Below are 18,029 nucleotides of genomic sequence, written 5' to 3'. Positions count from 1 at the left end.
CAACGGCCCGCAAGACGAGCGGAACTGACCGACCGTAGAACCGGGGGAGGCATCGTGGACGACTATGCGGGACGGGTTCTCGCCGACCGCTACCGCCTGCCGCTGCCTCCCTCCGACGAGTACGAACTCACCGAGACCCGCGCCTTCGACACCTACAGCGGGCAGGAGGTCCTGGTCAGGCAGGTGCCGCTGCCGGAGGTCGTCGAGGCCGAGGTGCTCGACGCCGAGGGACTGCCCGACGGGTTCACCGCCCGTGACGGGACCGCACGGCGTGGCGGTCCCGGGCCCACCGCCGCGCGCGGCGGTACCCGGCGGCCCGCCGACCCGGTGGTGCGGCGCGCGGTCGAGGCCGCGCAGGCGGCGGCCGCCATCCCCGACCACCCGCGCCTGGACCAGGTCTTCGACGTGTTCGCGGAGGGCGGTTCGCTGTGGATCGTCAGTGAACACGTGGCCGCCCGCCCGCTGGCCGCCCTGCTCGCCGAGAAACCGCTGTCCCCCTACCGGGCGGCGGAGGTCGCCTCCGAGGTCCTGACGGCCCTGCGGGTGCTGCACTCCCACGGCTGGGTGCACCGCAACATCACCGCGCGCACGGTGCTGGTCTGCGACGACGGCCGGGTCATGCTGACCGGTCTCGCGGTCGGCGCGGCCGAGGAGGCACTGTGCGGCTACGACCCCGTGCCCGCCCAGGAGCCGGAACCGGCAGCGGAAGAGGGCGCCCTCCAAGCCCTGACACCGCCGCCGGAGGCCGGACGCGGCCCGTCCTGGCCGCCCGGGTTCGCCCGCGACCCCGACCCCGACCCCGACGCCGCGCGCCGGGCCGCCATCGAGGCGCGGGCCGGCCGGCTGCCCGGCGGCGGAGCGGCCACACCGGGTGGCCTCACCCCCGCCGCGGCCCCCAAGGCGCTCGACAGCGCCGGAGACGTGCGCGCCGCCCGGGCCGGCGCGATCGCCGCGTACCGGGCGGGCACCCGTGCCGCCGCCCGTGTGCAGGAGGCCCAGCAGGGCGGCCGTGCGGCGCTGCCCGGCGCCCGCCCCGCCCCCGGGGACGACGGCCCGCCGCCCCGTGCGGTCCCCCCGGGCCGGATAGCCGACCCCTACGGCGTCGCCGCCCTGCCCGCCGTCACGCCCCGCACCGGCCCCGCAGGCGCTGGCGGCCTCGCCGGCCCCCCGCCCGACCCCGCGGGGCCCGGCGCCCTGGAAGCGGCCGCTGGCCCCGGCTCGGCCGCCCCGCCCTCCCGCTGGGACGACCTGGTGGCGCACACCCCCGCCCGCCGGGGCCCGGCCACCGCGCTGGCCGCCGAGCGGGCGCGACAGGCGCGCATGGCCGTCGTCGGACCCGTGACCGAACGCTGGGCGCCGGAGCAGGCCGGACCCGTGCACGAGAACTGGCAGCTGGCCGCGCCCATCGGGCCCGCCACCGACCTGTGGGCGCTGGGCTCCCTGCTGTTCCGGGCCGTGCAGGGACACGCGCCCTACCCGGAGGAGTCGACGGCCGAACTGGTGCAGATGGTGTGCGCCGAGCCGCCCGCCTTCGCCGAGGAGTGCGGGCCGCTCCGGCCGGTCGTGGAGTCGCTGCTGCGTCAGGACCCCACCGAGCGGCCCGACTTCGAGGAACTGCGCGGCTGGCTGCGCTCCCTGGTGCGGTCGGCGCCCGAGCCCGAGGCCGGCGTGCACGTGATAAGCGCACCGCCCGCCGACACCAGTCGGCTGCCGGTCATACGTCGCCGGGGCGAGCTGGTGCGCCGGCGCCGTGCCGGGCTCCCGGCGCACCACGGACGGCACAAGCGGGCCAGGAAGCCCGCCGGTTCCCCGCGCCGGCTCGGCCGCACCCTGCTCCTGCTGGTGTTCCTCGCCATGGCGGCGGCGATCACGTACGCCGTGCTGTTCATGCCGAAGTCCGGCGGGCAGAACGCGGGAGCGCCGGCCGACCGCACCGGCGCCGCCGGCGAGGTCAGCGGCGCGCCGGACCCGCCGGACGCCGGGCAGAGTCCGCCGGAGCCCGGGGACACCCCGAAGAGCAGTCCCGAGGAGTCGGCCGCCGACAAGGAGACCCAGACCACCGGCCCCGAGGCCGCCGACGGCTTCACCCTGCGCGAGGACCCGGAGGGGTTCCGGGTCGCGGTCGCCGAGGACTGGCAGCGCACCGGGAAGAACGGCAGCGGCCAGGTCGTCTACTCCCGCGGCGACTTCGAGCTCATCGTCGTCCCCGGCCGGGACAGCGCGGCGCAGTTCGGCAGCGACCCCATGGCCTACCAGCGGGACGACGAACGCGAGCTCCAGCCCTACCGCGACTCCAGCTGGGCCACCTCCACCGGTCTGAAGACCATCGAGGTGGGCGGACGGACCATGGCCGAGGGCCAGTTCACCTGGACCGGCGCCGAGGGCGAGCTGTACGTGCGTAACCTCGCGGCTCTCATCGACGGCCGCTACCACGTCGTACAGGTACGTGGTCCGGAGGCCGAACGGGACGAGGTGACACGGCTGTACGAGCAGGCCGCGGCGACCTACCGCCACACCGGCTGAACCGCGGGCGCCACGCGGGCGAGGGCGTTCTGGTTGCCTCCCGGCCCGATCAGCGACAACCATCACAGTGCGGTCTCCATGGCACGTCGTCGGTTCCCAGGATGGTCCGGGGTACTTACCCTGAGCCTGTCAAGACCATTGCGGGGCAACGTGAATCAGATGCAGGGCTCGCTCGTCGCGGGCCGCTACCGGCTCGGGGAATCCATCGGGAGCGGTGGCATGGGCCGGGTGTGGCGCGCCCACGACGAGGTGCTGCACCGTTCCGTCGCCATCAAGGAACTGACCGCGGCCCTCTATGTCTCGGACAGCGAACAGGCCATGCTGCTGGCGCGCACCCGCGCGGAGGCACGGGCCGCCGCGCGGATCAACCACTCCGCCGTCGTCACGGTGCACGACGTGCTGGAACACGACGGCCGGCCGTGGATCGTGATGGAACTGGTCGAGGGCCACTCCCTCGCCGACGCGGTGAAGGAACAAGAACGCGTCGATCCCCGGGAGGCCGCCCGGATCGGCCTGTGGGTGCTGCGCGCCCTGCGCGCCGCCCACACCGCGGGCGTCCTGCACCGCGACGTCAAGCCGGGCAACGTCCTGCTCGCCCGGGACGGCCGGGTGCTGCTCACCGACTTCGGCATCGCCCAGATAGACGGCGACACCGCCATCACCCGCACCGGGGAGGTCGTCGGCTCCGTCGACTACCTGGCGCCGGAGCGGGTCCGGGGCCACGACCCCGGCCCCTCCTCCGACCTGTGGGCGCTCGGCGCGACGCTGTACACGGCCGTGGAGGGCGTGTCGCCGTTCCGCCGCACCTCACCGCTGACCACCATGCAGGCCGTCGTCGAGGAGGAGGCCGGCGAGCCGCTGCACGCCGGCCCGCTCGCGCCCGTCATCAGCGCGCTGCTGAGCAAGGATCCGGCCACCCGGCCCGACGCCTCCCGGGCCGAGCAGATGCTGGCCGAGGCCGCCGAGGGGCGCCGCCCGGCCGCCGCGCAGGAGTTCGTGCCGACCCGGGCCGTGGACCCCCACGTGCCCCTGCCGCAGCAGCGCGGGCCGCAGGCGTACCCCGCGGTCGGGCAGCCGCCGCACCATCCGCGGGGCGGCGGTCCGACGGCCGTCCAGCAGCCGTACGGGCCGCCCGCCGCACCGCGCCGACGGGTGCGCGGGCGGATGATCGCCCTGGTCGTCGCCCTGGCCGTCATCGTGGGAGCGGGAACCGCGGTGGTGCTCCGGCAGTGGGACCGGGGCGGCGTCACGGCCGGCCCCTCCGAGAGCTCCGGGCCCGCCCCGACGCCCGGCGGGACGAAGTCGGGCGGGACGGAGTCGGCGGACGGCCTCCCCGAGGGCTGGGTGCGCCGCACCGACCCGTTCGGCTTCACCGTCGTGCTGCCCGGCGAGGACTGGGAGCGCGTGGTCTTCGACGAGGAGACCCGCCAGGTCGACTACACGCCCGACGGCGGCAAGCACTTCCTGCGGATCGCCGCCGACGACTCACCCGACTTCGACGACCCCTACGAGCACCTGAGCGACCTGGACCAGCAGGTCGGCCGCCGCCTGGTCGACTACCAGCGGCTCGGCCTGCAACGCCTCACCTACCGGGACCGCGACGGCGCCCGGCTGGAGTACAGCTGGACGGCGCTGGCCAAGGACACCGAGTTCCCCGGTCCGTACCGGGCGATCGACCAGATGTACCTCTCGCGCGACGGTGTCGAGTACGCCCTCTACATGGCCGCCCCGGCGGCGGACTGGGACACGACCCGCGAGCAGTTCCGGACGATCCTGCGGGGCTGGCGCGAGCCCTGACCCGCGTGGCACGGGAGGGCGTGGGCCGCTTGGCCGAATCGCCGTACCGGAGCGGACACATCCGGTGGGGCATCATGGGCTCATGGTGACCGAGGGGGAGCCGGAGAACGGGAACGCGAGACGCAACGCCCGTGTCATCGCGGGACGTTACCGGCTGGAGGCGATGATCGGGCGCGGCGGCATGGGTGTGGTCTGGCGGGCCACCGACCAACTGCTGGGGCGGAGCGTCGCCGTGAAGGAACTCCCCTTCGACGACACGCTCTCCGCGGCGGAGGCCCGAAGGCAGCGCGACCGCACCCTGCGCGAGGCGCGTGCCCTGGCTCAGCTGAGCCACCCGAACATCATCGTCGTCCACGACGTCGTCGAGGACGGCGAACGCCCGTACATCGTCCTGGAACTGATCGAGGGTCCGTCCCTGGCCGACCGTATCGCCGGACAGGGCCCGGTCGACGCCGCGGAGGCCGCGCGGATCGGTGTCGACCTGCTGGGCGCGCTGCGGGCCGCCCACACCTCCGGTGTGCTGCACCGCGACCTCAAGCCCGCCAACGTCCTGCTGGAGGACGGCACCGACCGGGTCCTGCTGACCGACTTCGGCATCGCCCAGGTCTCGGGTTCCACCACGCTCACCGAGACCGGCTCCTTCGTCGGCTCCCCCGAGTACACCGCGCCCGAGCGGATGTCCGGCGCGCGGACGGGAGCCGCGTCCGACCTGTGGTCGCTGGGCGCGCTGCTGTGCACGGCGCTCAGCGGCGAGTCGCCGTTCCGGCGCGACTCGCTGAGCGGCGTCCTGCACGCGGTCGTGGTGGACGAGATCCGGCCGCCCGCCGAGGCCGCTCCGATCCTCCCCGTGGTGCGCGGCCTGCTGGAACGCGACCCGGACCGCCGGCTGGACGCGGACGGGGCCGAGCGGATGCTGCGGGCGTTCCTCGCGACGGGCCGCACCCCGGAGTCGGTCCCCCCTGACCTGTTACCGCCGGACCGGGCCCTGTCCCGCCGCCGGTTCGCGGCGTGGCGGACGGAGACGGCCGTGTCCGCCTTCCCCGGGGGGCGTCCCGTGCGGCGGCAGCCCACGCGGGGCGTGCTGGTGGCCGCACTCGCGGTCGCCGCCATGGCCGGGGCGGGCGTGTCCGCGGCGGCGCTGCTCCTGCAGGACCGGGACGGCGACGGAGGCGGCACCCCGACGAGCACGGCCCCTGAGACACCTCCCGGCGAGTCGGCCCCCGGGCCCCGGCCGCCCGCGTCCGCCCCCACGACCACCAGTCCGCAGCGGGCCCTGCCGTCGGAGTCCGGTGCCACGACGGACACCCCCTCTGTGTCGGGTTCCTCACCGCAGGCCGACTCCAAAGGGCCATAAAAGGGAGATAAGCGCCGGTGAGGGTCACGGGTCTGTGACCGGTGGGCGTTCGCGGTGGATACGCGGGGGCCTCGCGCGATATGGATGAACCATGAGCAACAACGGGGGAGCCCGCCGCGGGGCCGACGAGCCCACCAGTTTTGATCTGCAACCGCCGAACCCGCCCGCGGCGGTGCCGCACCCCGGCAACCCGTACGCGGCACCGACCCAGGTGGTCCCGCCGCGGGCGCCGCTCCCGCACGGTCAGGGGCAGGACCCGGCCCCGCAGCCGGCGACCGCGCCCGATCCCGGCACCGGCCGGCTCATCGCCGGACGGTACCGGCTGCTCGCCAAGCTCGGGCACGGCGGCATGGGCACGGTGTGGCGGGCCAAGGACGAGACGGTGGACCGCGAGGTCGCCGTCAAGGAGCCGCGCGTCCCGGACCACCTTCCCGAACGCGAACGTTCCAACGCCTTCGAGCGGATGCGCCGCGAGGCCCGTGCCGCCGCCCGCCTCGACCACCCCGCGGTGGTCAACGTCCACGACGTCGCGGTGGTCGACGGCCGGCCGTGGATCGTGATGGAACTCGTCCAGGGCCGCTCGCTGGGCGCCGTGCTGCAGGACGAGGGCACCCTGTCCGCACGCGAGGCGGCCAGGGTCGGCCTGGAGGTGCTCGGCGCGCTGGAGGCCGCCCACGCGGCCGGCATCCTGCACCGGGACGTCAAACCCGACAACGTGCTGCTCGGCCGGCACGACCGGGTCGTGCTCACCGACTTCGGCATCGCCCAGATCGAGGGCGAGACCAATCTGACCGACACCGGCGGCTTCGTCGGTTCGCCCGAGTACATCGCTCCCGAGCGGGTGCTGGGCCAGCGCCCCGGCCCCGCGTCCGACCTGTGGTCGCTCGGCGTGGTGCTCTACGCGGCGACGGAGGGCGTCTCCCCGTTCCGGCGCAGCAACACCCCCGCGACCCTCCAGTCCGTCCTCAACGCGACCCCGGCGCCCCCCGCCTCCGCGCAGGGTCCGCTCGCCGAGATCATCACGGCCCTGCTGCACAAGGACCCCGCGCGGCGGCCGAACGCCACCCAGGTCCGCGCCGTACTGGAGGCGGCCGCGAACCCGCCCGCCCCGCAGGTCACGCAGGTCGGCCCGCTCCCCGGGCCGGTCCGCGACGGCAAGGGCATCCGGATCGGCCGCAAGACGCTGACCGCGCTCGGCGCGGCCGTGGTCGCCGGGGCGGTGGCGGTGTTCCTGCTGGTCGCGGACCCCTTCGCCGGCCCTCTCCCGGACGGCTGGACGACGCACGACCTCGGAGACCGGCCGGGCGTCTCCCTCGCGGTGCCGGACGGGTTCGTGAAGGACAAGCCCGACGACGACGCGGACGGGACCGTCGTCTCCTTCACCGACCCCAGCGGAATGGTGCGCATCGAGAGCGACCGCGACCTCACGTCCGAGGACAAGGACGGCGACATCGAGGCATCGGCGTCGGAGCGGGCGTTCTCGCACTGGAACGAGCTCAAGGACGGCGAGTACGGCTGGGGCATCGCCTCCGAGCCGGCGCCCGAGGGGCAGCCGCGGGAGACCACGTACAAGGACCGCGAGGCGGCCACGAACACGATCGTCTACACGACGACCACCACACCGGCCCTGGTGCACGAGGCGCAGGTCATGTACTACCGGAACAAGGACGGCGACATGTACCGGCTCTGGATCGTCTACCCGGGCAAGGGGCACTTCGCCGAGGAGGGCCGCAGGATCGCCCGTACGGTCATCGACTCGTGGGACGTCCACAAGCTCTGAGCCCGGCCCCCCGTACCGGCCCTGCAAAGGGAGCGGCGGTGTTCAAGGGCGTCCGGGACCGACTCGAGATCGAAACGTAGTCAACGGACCCGCTCCCGGCGTCAATGCCCTGATCAGGGGGTTTGTTGCCAGCGTTCACTGGCGGTGTGAGGGCCGTGCGGGAATCTGTTACCGACGGGTACACAAAGTGTGCGCTCCGGCATACCCTGCGGCACATGACGGACGCGCAGACCCGGGTAACCACCGGCACCAATCCCCTCGCCCCCGCCCCCGCGGGGGCCCGCACCGCAGCCGACGTGGTGACGCCGGAACTGGTCGCCCAGCTCACCAAGGGGGTGACCGGCTCCGGCCGGACCGCCAACCACTCGCCGTTCACCGGCGAGAAGCTGGCCGACCTGCCCGAGTCGACCCCCGAGGAGGTGGCCGGGGCCTTCGAGGCGGCCCGCGCCGCCCAGGCGGTGTGGGCGCGGATCCCGGTCCGCCGGCGCGCCGCCGTCCTGCTGCGCTTCCACGACCTGGTGCTGGAGCGCCAGGCCGAGGTGCTCGACCTGATCCAGCTGGAGACCGGCAAGGCCCGGCTGCACGCCCACGAGGAGGTGCAGGCCGTCGCCGTCGCCGCCCGCCACTACGGCCGCCGGGCCGCCGCCTACCTGCGGCCCAAGCGGCACGCGGGCGCCATGCCGACCCTGACCAAGGTCACCGAACTGCGCCACCCGCGCGGTGTCGTGGGCCAGATCGCGCCATGGAACTACCCCCTGGAACTCTCCGTCGGCGACGCGCTCCCCGCCTTCGTCGCCGGCAACGCGGTCGTGATGAAGCCCGACACGGAGACCTGCCTCACCGCGCTGTGGGCCCGCGACCTGCTGATCGAGGCCGGACTGCCCGCCGACGTCTTCCAGGTCGTCCTCGGCGAGGGCCCGGTCGTCGGCCCCGAGGTCGTCCGGCACGCCGACTACGTCTCCTTCACCGGCTCCACCCGCACCGGCCGCGAGGTCGCCCAGGGCGCCGCCGCCCGCCTGATCGGCGTCTCCCTCGAACTCGGCGGCAAGAACGCCATGCTGGTCCTGGACGACGCCGACCTCGACAAGGCCGCCGCCGGCGCCGTCCGCGCCTGCTTCTCCAGTGCGGGCCAGCTGTGCATCTCCATCGAGCGGCTGTACGTCCACGAGTCGGTCGCGGATGCCTTCCTGGAGCGCTTCGCCGCCCGCACCAGGGCGATCCGCCTCGGCACGTCCCTCGCCTACGGCGCCGACATGGGCTCCCTGGTCGGCCGGCGCCAGCTGGACGCCGTCACCCGGCACGTCGACGACGCCGTCGCCAAGGGCGCCAAGGTGCTCGCGGGCGGCACGGCCCGCCCGGACGTCGGCCCCTACTTCTACGAGCCGACCATCCTCGACGGGGTCGAGGCCCCGATGAGCGTCTGCTCCGAGGAGACCTTCGGCCCGGTCGTCTCCGTCTACCGCTTCTCCTCCGACGACGAGGCGGTCGACGCCGCCAACTCCACCCCGTACGGTCTGAACTCCTCGGTCTGGACGAAGGACGCCCGGCGCGGACGCGAGGTCGCCGCCCGGATGCGCACCGGCACGGTCAACATCAACGAGGGGTACGCGCCCGCGTACGGCAGCGTCCAGTCGCCGATGGGCGGCATGAAGGACTCCGGCCTCGGCCGCCGGCACGGCTCCGAGGGCATCCTCAAGTACACCGAGGCGCAGACGGTCGCCCACCAGCGGCTGCTGCCGATGGCGCCGTCGCTCGGCATGGACGACGAGACGTACGCGGCGTTCATGAGCCGCAGCCTGCGCCTGATGAAGGCCTTCCGGTTCAGGTGACCCACCCGCACGCGACACCCCACGAGGAGACACCCGTGCCTCAAGACGCCTACGACTACGACGTCCTCGTCGTCGGCTCCGGCTTCGGCGGCTCCGTCTCGGCGCTGCGCCTGACGGAGAAGGGCTACACCGTCGGCGTCCTCGAAGCAGGCCGCCGCTTCACCCGCGAGACCCTGCCGAGGAACTCCTGGGACCTGAAGAACTACCTCTGGGCGCCGAAGCTCGGCATGTACGGCATCCAGCGCATCCACCTGCTGGGCAACGTCATGGTGCTGGCCGGCGCGGGGGTCGGCGGCGGCTCCCTCAACTACGCCAACACCCTCTACGTACCGCCCAAGCAGTTCTTCGAGGACCCGCAGTGGGGGCACATCACCGACTGGCAGGACGAGCTGAAGCCGTACTACGACCAGGCACGGCGCATGCTGGGTGTGCGGCTCAACCCGACGATGACCCCCTCGGACGTGCACCTGAAGGCGGCGGCCGAGCGGATGGGCGTGGGCGACTCCTTCCACATGGCCCCCGTCGGGGTCTTCTTCGGCGACGGCGAGGACGCCGACGGCACGGCGAAGGCGAAGCCGGGACAGGAGGTCCCCGACCCGTACTTCGGCGGGGCGGGGCCGTCGCGGCGGGCCTGCTCCGAGTGCGGCGAGTGCATGACCGGCTGTCGGCACGGAGCGAAGAACACCCTCAACGAGAACTACCTCCACCTCGCCGAGAAGGCGGGCGCGGTCGTGCACCCCATGACCACGGTGGTGTCGGTGACGGAGGACTCCCGGGGCGGGTTCGCCGTCGCCACGCTGCCGACGGACAAGCGCCGCAAGGGCGAGGGCCGCACCTTCCGGGCCCGCCGGGTCGTCCTGGCGGCCGGCACCTACGGCACCCAGACGCTGCTGCACCGGATGCGGGCCGGCGGCCAGTTGCCGCACCTCTCGGACAAGCTGGGCGAGCTGACCCGCACCAACTCCGAGGCCCTCGTCGGCGCGCAGACCGACAACCGCCGCTACCGCAAGGTCACCGGTGAGCCGAAGGCCGACTTCACCCGCGGTGTGGCCATCACGTCCTCGATCCACCCCGACGAGAACACCCACATCGAACCGGTCCGCTACGGCAAGGGCTCCAACTCGATGGGCGGGCTGTCCATCCTCCAGGTGCCCTACGCGGGCCGCGGTTCGGGGACGGCCCGGGTGCTGGGCTGGCTGGGCAACGCGGCCAGGCACCCGGTGACGCTGATGCGTTCGCTGTCCAACCGGCGCTGGTCGGAGCGGACCATCATCGGCCTGGTGATGCAGTCGCTGGACAACTCCCTGACGACCTACCTCAAGCCGTCAGGTGTCGGCCGGGGGCTGCTCACCGCCCGGCAGGGCCACGGCGCCCCCAACCCCAAGCAGATCAAGGCGGCCACGGACGGCGCCTCGGCGCTGGCGGCCGAGATCAACGGCTTCGCCGGCTCGAACGTCGGCGAGCTGACGGGCATGCCGCTGACCGCGCACTTCCTGGGCGGCTGCCACATCGGCGGTTCCCGTGAGACGGGTGTGATCGACCCGTACCACCGCCTCTACGGCCACCCCGGCATCTCGGTGGTGGACGGGGCGGCGGTCTCGGCGAACCTGGGCGTCAACCCCTCCCTGACCATCACGGCGCAGGCCGAGCGGGCGATGTCGTACTGGCCCAACAAGGGCGAGGCCGACCCGCGTCCGGCGCAGGGCGAGCAGTACCAGCGGCTCACGCCCGTCGAGCCGAAGTCCCCGGCGGTCCCGGCGGACGCGTTCGGCGCGCTGAGACTGCCGTTCCTGGGGATCCCGGCGGTTCCGCCCAAGAAGTAGCCGCGGGCGAGAAGAGGAAAAGAGAAAAGGACCTGTGCCCCCCTCCGAGCTCAGGTCCTTCTCCCTTGTTCCGGGTGGTGCCGCGCGGACCGCGCGGCGAGGCGGTGTTACGCCTCGGCACCGGCCTTGCGGCGGCGCACCACGAACACCGCGCCGGCACCGGCGACGACGGCGGCGCCGCCGACCATGCCGATCATCGGCAGAGCGGAGTTCGAGCCGGTCTCGGCGAGGGTGCCGGTGACCTTGACGTCCTTCACCTTGTCGAGCTCGACCTTGCCGCCGGTCTGCGGCTTGGCGTCGTTCGGCTTACCGGCGTCGGTACCGGCGGCCAGGATGTCGAAGAAGTAGATCCAGCCGTTCTGGTCGTCGGCGATCCAGCAGCCGTCGGCGTCCGCGTACTCGGCGAAGCCGCCGGTGAGGCCGAGCGCGTCCGGCACCTTGCCGGAGACGCTGAGCCGCAGCTGGTACGACGTCGACTGGCCGGCACCGAGGGAGAACGCGGCGAAGGTGCCGCCCTCACCGGCGGCGTCCGCCAGCGTCTTCCACTGCTTGGTGGCCTTGTCGAAGACCTGGACGGTGATCTGGCCGGAGTAGTCCACCTCGTCGTCCCAGCCGACGGCCGCGACGCCGATGAGGGGCTTGATGTCCTTGATCTCCTCGTCGCCGCGGTTGGAGACGTTGAACGAGAACGCCTTCCAGCCACTGCCGGCGACGACCGTCTCGGGCAGGCCCGCGAGACCGCTCTCCAGCTCGAAGCTGAGCTCGGCCGTGCTGTTGCCCTCCTCGTCGAGGCAGAGCTCGACGGTGTCCTCGTCGTCGGCCGGGGGGTTCTCGCCCTCGGCGGGCGGGTTCTCACCCTCGGCCGGGGGGTTCTCGCCCTCGGCGGGCGGGTTCTCACCTTCCGCCGGGGGGTTCTCGCCCTCGGCGGGCGGGTTCTCACCCTCGGCCGGGGGGTTCTCGCCCTCGGCGGGCGGGTTCTCACCCTCGGCCGGGGGGTTCTCACCTTCGGCGGGCGGGTTCTCACCTTCCGCCGGCGGGTTCTCACCCTCGGCGGAGGAGCTCGTCGACGTGCTCGGCGTCTCCTCGCTGCCGGTCGCGAAGGCGGCCGGAGCCGAGAGCAGGGCGAGCGGCGCTATGACGGCCGTCGCGGCCGCTACGGCCATGGCACGGCGAAGCTTCATGAAGACCTCGGGAAGTCCGGTGTGCCGCGCGGTCGCGGCACGAACGAATGCGGAGAGGCCTCCGCGTGTGGGGCGCGGGTGGGGCCTTGGTTCCGGGGGGTTTGATCACCGAGGCCGGTGAATGGTTGTCCTGGATCTCACATGATTCTTATGTGAGGTGGATCACGGGGAGGGCCGCGCCGTCCGGGAAGGTGCCGTCCGGGAAACGTGCCGGCCGGTGAAACGCGTCGGCCGGCTCCGGGCGTCCCCGGAGCCGGCCTTCTCATGAGTGACCGGGGTGGCTGTCCCCTGCCGCCCGGTCACCAGTCCGGAGCGAGGTCCCACGGCGTACGGCAGGATCCGGTCCGTACGCCACATCGCTCCGGCGAGCCACGCGTGGTGCTCTCGGGTCCGTCCCTGGCCGGCACGGACACCGGTACCAACGAAGCGGACGAGGAGCGGGTCACGCACCGGACGGGTGAGGGACGATGCGTACGTCTGTCCCCGAACGCGGACTCAGATCCTGCCCCGGCACAGCTCCAGCAGGGTCATCGCGAGCGTGGTGCCGGGCTTGCCCAGGGCGTCCCGGTAGGTGGCGAGGATCTCCATCTCGCGGGAGAGGTTCACGCGCCGGCCGCCGGAGGCGATCCGTTCCTTCTGGATGACGGCCGACACGGCCATCCGTTCCTGCACGAGCCCGATGATCCGGTCGTCGAGCGCGTCGATCCGCTCGCGTGCGCCGGTGATCAGTTCCGCGGCCTCGGTGGTGCGGGCGCCGGTCTTCTCGGCCGTCTCCGCGGAGGTCGGCTCGGTCGTGGTGGCGGTCATGTCGGGGCTCCTCGGTGAGGTGGACGGGCGGAGGAGGTGCCCCGGAGCGACAGGGTCCGCAGGAAACGCAAGGCGCCCCGGACCTTGTCGGCCCGGGGCGCCTGGGAAGTCGCTTGTCAGTTGCTCAAGCAGCACGACCATGGCAGCCGGCGGGCCGGGTGCCATAGGTAAAGACGAAGGTCTGGTGCGTGAGCATGGGATCCAGTATGCCCGGCGGGCCGCGGCTGTCCAACACGGGCCGCATGGTGAGACGAGGGCACCGGACGGCGCGGCGCTCCCGGCTCCGGCGCCGTCCCGCCCCCGTCCGACGGCCGCCCCATCGCGGCCCGGGGCGTGACCCGCCGCCGCCTCGGTAGAATCGGGAGGCACAAGACCCCCGCCCCACCGCCGGAAGGCACCTCGTGTCATCAGCGTCTCCCGCTGCCAACGCGCCCGACACCGTCCTGGTCGTCGACTTCGGCGCGCAGTACGCCCAGCTCATCGCCCGTCGCGTCCGCGAGGCGCGGGTCTACAGCGAGATCGTGCCGAGCACCATGCCGGTCGCGGAGATGCTCGCCAGGAACCCTGCGGCGATCATCCTCTCCGGCGGCCCCTCGTCCGTGTACGAGGAGGGTGCCCCGCGCCTCGACCGCGAGATCTTCGAAGCCGGCGTCCCCGTCTTCGGCATGTGCTACGGCTTCCAGCTCATGGCCCAGAGCCTGGGCGGCCAGGTGGACAACACCGGAGCCCGTGAGTACGGCCGCACGGACCTGCACGTCTCCCGGAGCGCCTCCACCCTCTTCGAGGGCACCCCGGACGAGCAGGCCGTGTGGATGTCGCACGGCGACGCCTGCTCCGCCGCACCCGAGGGCTTCTCCGTCACGGCCTCCACGGACGTCGTCCCGGTCGCCGCCTTCGAGAACGACGAGAAGAAGCTCTACGGCGTCCAGTACCACCCCGAGGTGATGCACTCCACGCACGGACAGCAGGTGCTGGAGCACTTCCTGTACCGGGGCGCGGGACTCAGCCCGGACTGGACCACGGGCAACGTCATCGAGGAGCAGGTCGCCTCGATCCGCGAGCTGGTCGGCGACAAGCGCGCCATCTGCGGCCTGTCCGGCGGTGTGGACTCCGCGGTCGCCGCCGCCCTCGTCCAGAAGGCCATCGGCTCCCAGCTGACCTGCGTCTACGTCGACCACGGACTGATGCGCAAGGGCGAGACCGAGCAGGTCGAGAAGGACTTCGTCGCCGCGACCGGCGTCCAGCTGAAGGTCGTGGACGCGCAGGACCGGTTCCTGAAGGCGCTGGCCGGGGTCTCCGACCCCGAGCAGAAGCGGAAGATCATCGGCCGGGAGTTCATCCGGGTCTTCGAGCAGGCCCAGGCCGAGATCATCGCGGACGAGGGCCCGGCCGTGGAGTTCCTCGTCCAGGGCACGCTCTACCCGGACGTCGTCGAGTCCGGCGGCGGCACCGGCACCGCCAACATCAAGTCCCACCACAACGTGGGCGGCCTCCCCGAGGACCTCGAGTTCAAGCTGGTCGAGCCGCTGCGCCAGCTGTTCAAGGACGAGGTCCGCATGGTCGGCCAGGAACTCGGCCTGCCGGACGAGATCGTCCACCGCCAGCCCTTCCCCGGCCCCGGCCTCGGCATCCGCATCGTCGGCGAGGTCACCAGGGAACGGCTCGACCTGCTCCGCGAGGCCGACGCCATCGCCCGTGAGGAGCTCACCGCCGCCGGCCTCGACCGGGACATCTGGCAGTGCCCGGTGGTCCTGCTGGCCGACGTGCGTTCGGTGGGCGTCCAGGGCGACGGCCGCACCTACGGTCACCCGATCGTGCTGCGCCCGGTCTCCAGCGAGGACGCCATGACCGCCGACTGGTCCCGGCTGCCGTACGACGTCCTCTCCAGGATCTCCACCCGCATCACCAACGAGGTGCGGGACGTCAACCGGGTCGTCCTCGACGTCACCTCCAAGCCGCCGGGGACCATCGAGTGGGAGTAGCCCCGGTGGCTAGGTCCGTCTGAGGGTGCGCACCGGCTCTCCGGGCCTCCAGACCTGGACGACCAGATACGTCTCGTCCTCGACGCAGGTCCGTACGACCTCCGTCAGCTCGGTGCGGAAGAGGTGGAACGGCTCCGGCGGTTCCGCCTCTTCGGCGTACCGGGCCCGCGCCCGGGCGTCCCCGGCGGCGATCTCGACGGCCCGGCCGCCGATACGGACGTCGCCGCCGCCCATCCCGGTGCCCTCGCCCGGGTTCGCCTGGAGCGCGAAGCGCGGGTCGCGGCGCAGATCCAGCGCCTTGAGCGAGTCCGGCATCATGCCGAGCCACAGCTCCCCGCCCCGGAAGCGGACCTCCAGGCCGGTGGTGCGCGGTGAACCGTCCCGGCGCAGGGTCGCCAGGACATGGTGGGTGTAGGCGGCGAAGCGCTCCTCCACGGTCTTCGCCAGTTCGGGTTCCGCGGCCGTGAAGGCTGCCCAGTTCGTGTGCATGAGCCGAGTGTGGCGGGGATACCGGACATCCTGTGTCGGGTATCGGCGGCGTCCTCCGGACGGAGCAGCGGCCGCGTACCGCATCTTTACGGAAGAGAGCTGTCGTACGGGGCGGCCCGCCGGTAACTTCCGCCCCGTACGCACACCCCCCGCGGGAGGACTCATGCACGGGCCCACGCCGCCCCTGCCGCTGCCCACCGACAGGCTGCGCTTCGCCATGCCGCCCATGCACGCGTCGGCCGAGGACGAACGCCGGCACCGCAAGGAACGGCTCGCGGGCGCGCTGCGGCTCTTCGGGCGGCTCGGCTACGAGGACGGTGTCTCGGGGCACATCACCGCACGCGACCCGGAGTTCAGCGACTGCTTCTGGGTCAATCCGTTCGGGATGCCGTTCCGGTACGTCACCGTGAGCGACCTGGTGCTCGCCAACCGGGACGGCCAGGTCGTCGAGGGCGGCCACCACGTCAACCAGGCCGCGTTCGCCGTGCACACCCAGGTGCACGCGGCTCGGCCCGACGTCGTCGCCGTCGCCCACTGTCACTCCGTGCACGGGCGGGCCCTCGCCGCCCTCGGCGACCTGCTCGACCCCATCACCCAGGAGAGCTGCGCCTTCTACGAGGACCACGCCCTCTACGACGCCTACAGCGGCGTCACCGTCGACGCCGAGGAGGGGCGGCGCATCGCCGGTGTGCTCGGCTCCCACAAGGCGCTCGTGCTGCGCAACCACGGGCTGCTCACCGTGGGGGACTCCGTCGACGCGGCGGCCTGGTGGTTCATCACCATGGAACGGTCCTGCCAGGTGCAGCTCACCGCCCGGGCGGCGGGCCGGCCCGTCCTCATCGGCCACCGGCAGGCGGTCGCCACGCGGGAGCAGCTCGGCGGGGACCTCGTGGCGTGGATCAACTACCAGCCGATGTGGCAGGAGATCAGCCGGAGCGAGCCGGACCTGCTGAACTAGACGGCTCCTGTCAACCTGCTACTTCGAAGTTCACCCGTACCGGCCGGGCCTGCCGGACGGGGAGGGTGTGCGGTAGGGCACAATTCGCTGTCGTCGCGAGGGACTTGGGTCAAGTGTGTCGAGGGCGGGGAAGGCGGGTTTCGGGCGTGGCGGTGCAGGAGGCGAGACAAGGCGGCGCGGGCGCGGGCGCGCACGAGGGTGGCTGCACCTGCGGGGACTGCCCGCACGGGGCGCGTGAGGGGCATCGGCGCGCGGTCGCGGCGTTCCTGCTGAAGCGGGACGAGTTCGCGGCCGGGCAAGGAGTGCCGGCCGCGGTGGCGCACTCCGCGTCCGCCTCCCGGCAGTGGGTGTCGGAGGAGCTCACCCAGGCCGCCGAAGCCGTCGCCGCGCGGGGGCGGGCCGAGGGCGAGGCCTGGCTGACGCGCCTGTGGCGGTGGACCGCGGCCGTGGTCTGGACGGGTGTGGTGCTGCTGCTCCTCGGGCAGGCCCTGACGGCGATCGGCGCGGGGTGGACCGCCGCGCGCACCGCCGGGCTGCTGGCCGCGGTCGTCGTCGCCGGTGCGCTGACCGCCGCGTCGTGGTTCCACCGGGCCCGCGGTGGTGCGCTGGCGCCGGTGATCGGCGAGGACAACCGGCTGTCCACGTCCCGTGCGGTGGCCGCCTGCTGGGTGCTGCTCGTCGCGTTCGCGGTGCTCGTTCTGGTGGGGCGGCTGGCGGCCGCCTCCGGTCCCCGGGAACGCGACGCGCTGATCGACGGGCTCGAACTCGCCCGCGGCGCGGGTGTCGTGACCGTGCTCGCCGTGGTCTGCGGGATCGCTGTGCTGGTGCGGCGCGTGGTCGGGCTGCGCGTGCAGGGGCAGCGGCTGCAGAAGGTGCGGGCGCACCGGCCCAGGGCGGCGGATCTGCTGACCGACGACGCCGGGCGGGGGAGCTTCGCCGACATCCAGTACGTCGTGATCAGCGGGGTCGCGCTGGCGTTCGCGGCGGTGCGACTGGCCCGGCGGCCGGACCAGTTGCCGGATCTGCCGTGGGGGCTCGCGGTGGTGGTGCTGGTGTCGGCGGGGACGTATCTCGCGGGCAAGTACGCGGAGGGCGGTCGTCCGGTGATCCTGTCGGTGGTGCGGGCACGGGAGGCGGGCGATCTGGACGCTCCGATCCGCACCGGGGACGACATCGAGATCCGGGGCGCCGGGTTCGTGCCGGCGGGGGCCCAGGGGGCGGACCGGTTGTCGCGGATGGTGGTGCGCGTGGGCGCGGTGAACGTCCACGTACCGCTGGTCCCGGTCACCGGCGGCTTCGACAACCCCACGGACGCCCTGCTGACGGTGCCGGTGCCGGCGGAGGTGGAGCCGGGGCGGGTGGATGTCCAGGTGATCACCGCGGCGGGCGTGGAGACGAACCGGTACGCGATCGACGTGACGGAGTAGCGGGGCGGGGTGGGTCGGGTTGTCGTACGGCTGACGGTGGTCGGTCGTCTGCCTGCGGCGCCGCCGTCCCTTCGGTGGG

12 protein-coding genes are annotated in these 18,029 nt (G+C 73.2%); 9 read left to right on the top strand and 3 right to left on the bottom strand.

The window, feature by feature from the left end; translation table 11 throughout:
* Positions 1-54 precede the first annotated feature (54 nt).
* The 6 genes from ACZ6A9_RS02775 to ACZ6A9_RS02750 all read left to right on the top strand — a co-directional run bounded on the left by ACZ6A9_RS02775 (position 55) and on the right by ACZ6A9_RS02750 (position 11,106).
* Positions 55-2,523, top strand: coding sequence for a protein kinase domain-containing protein (locus tag ACZ6A9_RS02775; protein ID WP_468976976.1), 2,469 nt, complete (start codon positions 55-57; stop codon positions 2,521-2,523).
* A 159-nt stretch (positions 2,524-2,682) separates the two neighbouring features.
* Positions 2,683-4,320: a serine/threonine-protein kinase gene (locus tag ACZ6A9_RS02770; protein ID WP_468976973.1), complete on the top strand. Its 1,638-nt coding sequence runs from the start codon at positions 2,683-2,685 to the stop codon at positions 4,318-4,320.
* 82 nt (positions 4,321-4,402) lie between these two features.
* Entirely contained in the window at positions 4,403-5,674 is a 1,272-nt protein-coding gene (locus tag ACZ6A9_RS02765) for a serine/threonine-protein kinase (protein WP_468976968.1), read from the top strand.
* A 91-nt stretch (positions 5,675-5,765) separates the two neighbouring features.
* Positions 5,766-7,454 carry a serine/threonine-protein kinase gene (locus ACZ6A9_RS02760; protein WP_468976962.1) on the top strand — a complete coding sequence of 563 codons (1,689 nt, stop codon included), beginning with the start codon at positions 5,766-5,768 and terminating at the stop codon, positions 7,452-7,454.
* Positions 7,455-7,669: 215 nt separating this feature from the next.
* Positions 7,670-9,283, top strand: a complete 1,614-nt coding sequence (locus ACZ6A9_RS02755) for a succinic semialdehyde dehydrogenase (protein ID WP_468976959.1) — start codon at positions 7,670-7,672, stop codon at positions 9,281-9,283.
* 35 nt (positions 9,284-9,318) lie between these two features.
* Positions 9,319-11,106, top strand: coding sequence for a GMC family oxidoreductase N-terminal domain-containing protein (locus ACZ6A9_RS02750; protein WP_468976956.1), 1,788 nt, complete (start codon positions 9,319-9,321; stop codon positions 11,104-11,106).
* A gap of 107 nt (positions 11,107-11,213) precedes the next feature.
* On the opposite strand, the gene ACZ6A9_RS02745 is transcribed toward ACZ6A9_RS02750, so the two are convergent.
* Together ACZ6A9_RS02745 and ACZ6A9_RS02740 are read right to left on the bottom strand one after the other, a co-directional pair.
* Entirely contained in the window at positions 11,214-12,287 is a 1,074-nt protein-coding gene (locus ACZ6A9_RS02745; protein WP_468976953.1) for an LAETG motif-containing sortase-dependent surface protein, read from the bottom strand.
* 495 nt (positions 12,288-12,782) lie between these two features.
* Complete coding sequence (locus ACZ6A9_RS02740) at positions 12,783-13,094, bottom strand: chorismate mutase (protein ID WP_468976949.1); 312 nt, start codon at positions 13,092-13,094, stop codon at positions 12,783-12,785.
* A 401-nt stretch (positions 13,095-13,495) separates the two neighbouring features.
* Between ACZ6A9_RS02740 and guaA the strand changes: the two genes are divergently transcribed.
* Positions 13,496-15,076 carry a glutamine-hydrolyzing GMP synthase gene (gene guaA, locus ACZ6A9_RS02735; RefSeq protein WP_468976946.1) on the top strand — a complete coding sequence of 527 codons (1,581 nt, stop codon included), beginning with the start codon at positions 13,496-13,498 and terminating at the stop codon, positions 15,074-15,076.
* Between the two features lie 9 nt (positions 15,077-15,085).
* On the opposite strand, the gene ACZ6A9_RS02730 is transcribed toward guaA, so the two are convergent.
* Complete coding sequence (locus tag ACZ6A9_RS02730) at positions 15,086-15,565, bottom strand: pyridoxamine 5'-phosphate oxidase family protein (RefSeq protein ID WP_468976941.1); 480 nt, start codon at positions 15,563-15,565, stop codon at positions 15,086-15,088.
* 163 nt (positions 15,566-15,728) lie between these two features.
* On the opposite strand from ACZ6A9_RS02730, the gene ACZ6A9_RS02725 reads away from it, so the two are divergent.
* Both ACZ6A9_RS02725 and ACZ6A9_RS02720 read left to right on the top strand, forming a co-directional pair.
* The gene (locus tag ACZ6A9_RS02725; protein WP_468976935.1) at positions 15,729-16,523 is read left to right on the top strand and encodes a class II aldolase/adducin family protein; all 795 of its coding nucleotides are present in this window, start codon (positions 15,729-15,731) and stop codon (positions 16,521-16,523) included.
* Between the two features lie 146 nt (positions 16,524-16,669).
* A complete protein-coding gene (locus tag ACZ6A9_RS02720) occupies positions 16,670-17,950 on the top strand; it encodes a hypothetical protein (RefSeq protein WP_468976929.1) in 1,281 nt (426 codons plus the stop codon).
* Positions 17,951-18,029 lie beyond the last annotated feature (79 nt).

Source organism: Streptomyces sp. NPDC041124 (assembly GCF_055592385.1).
This window is presented reverse-complemented; position numbering and strand designations above follow the sequence as displayed.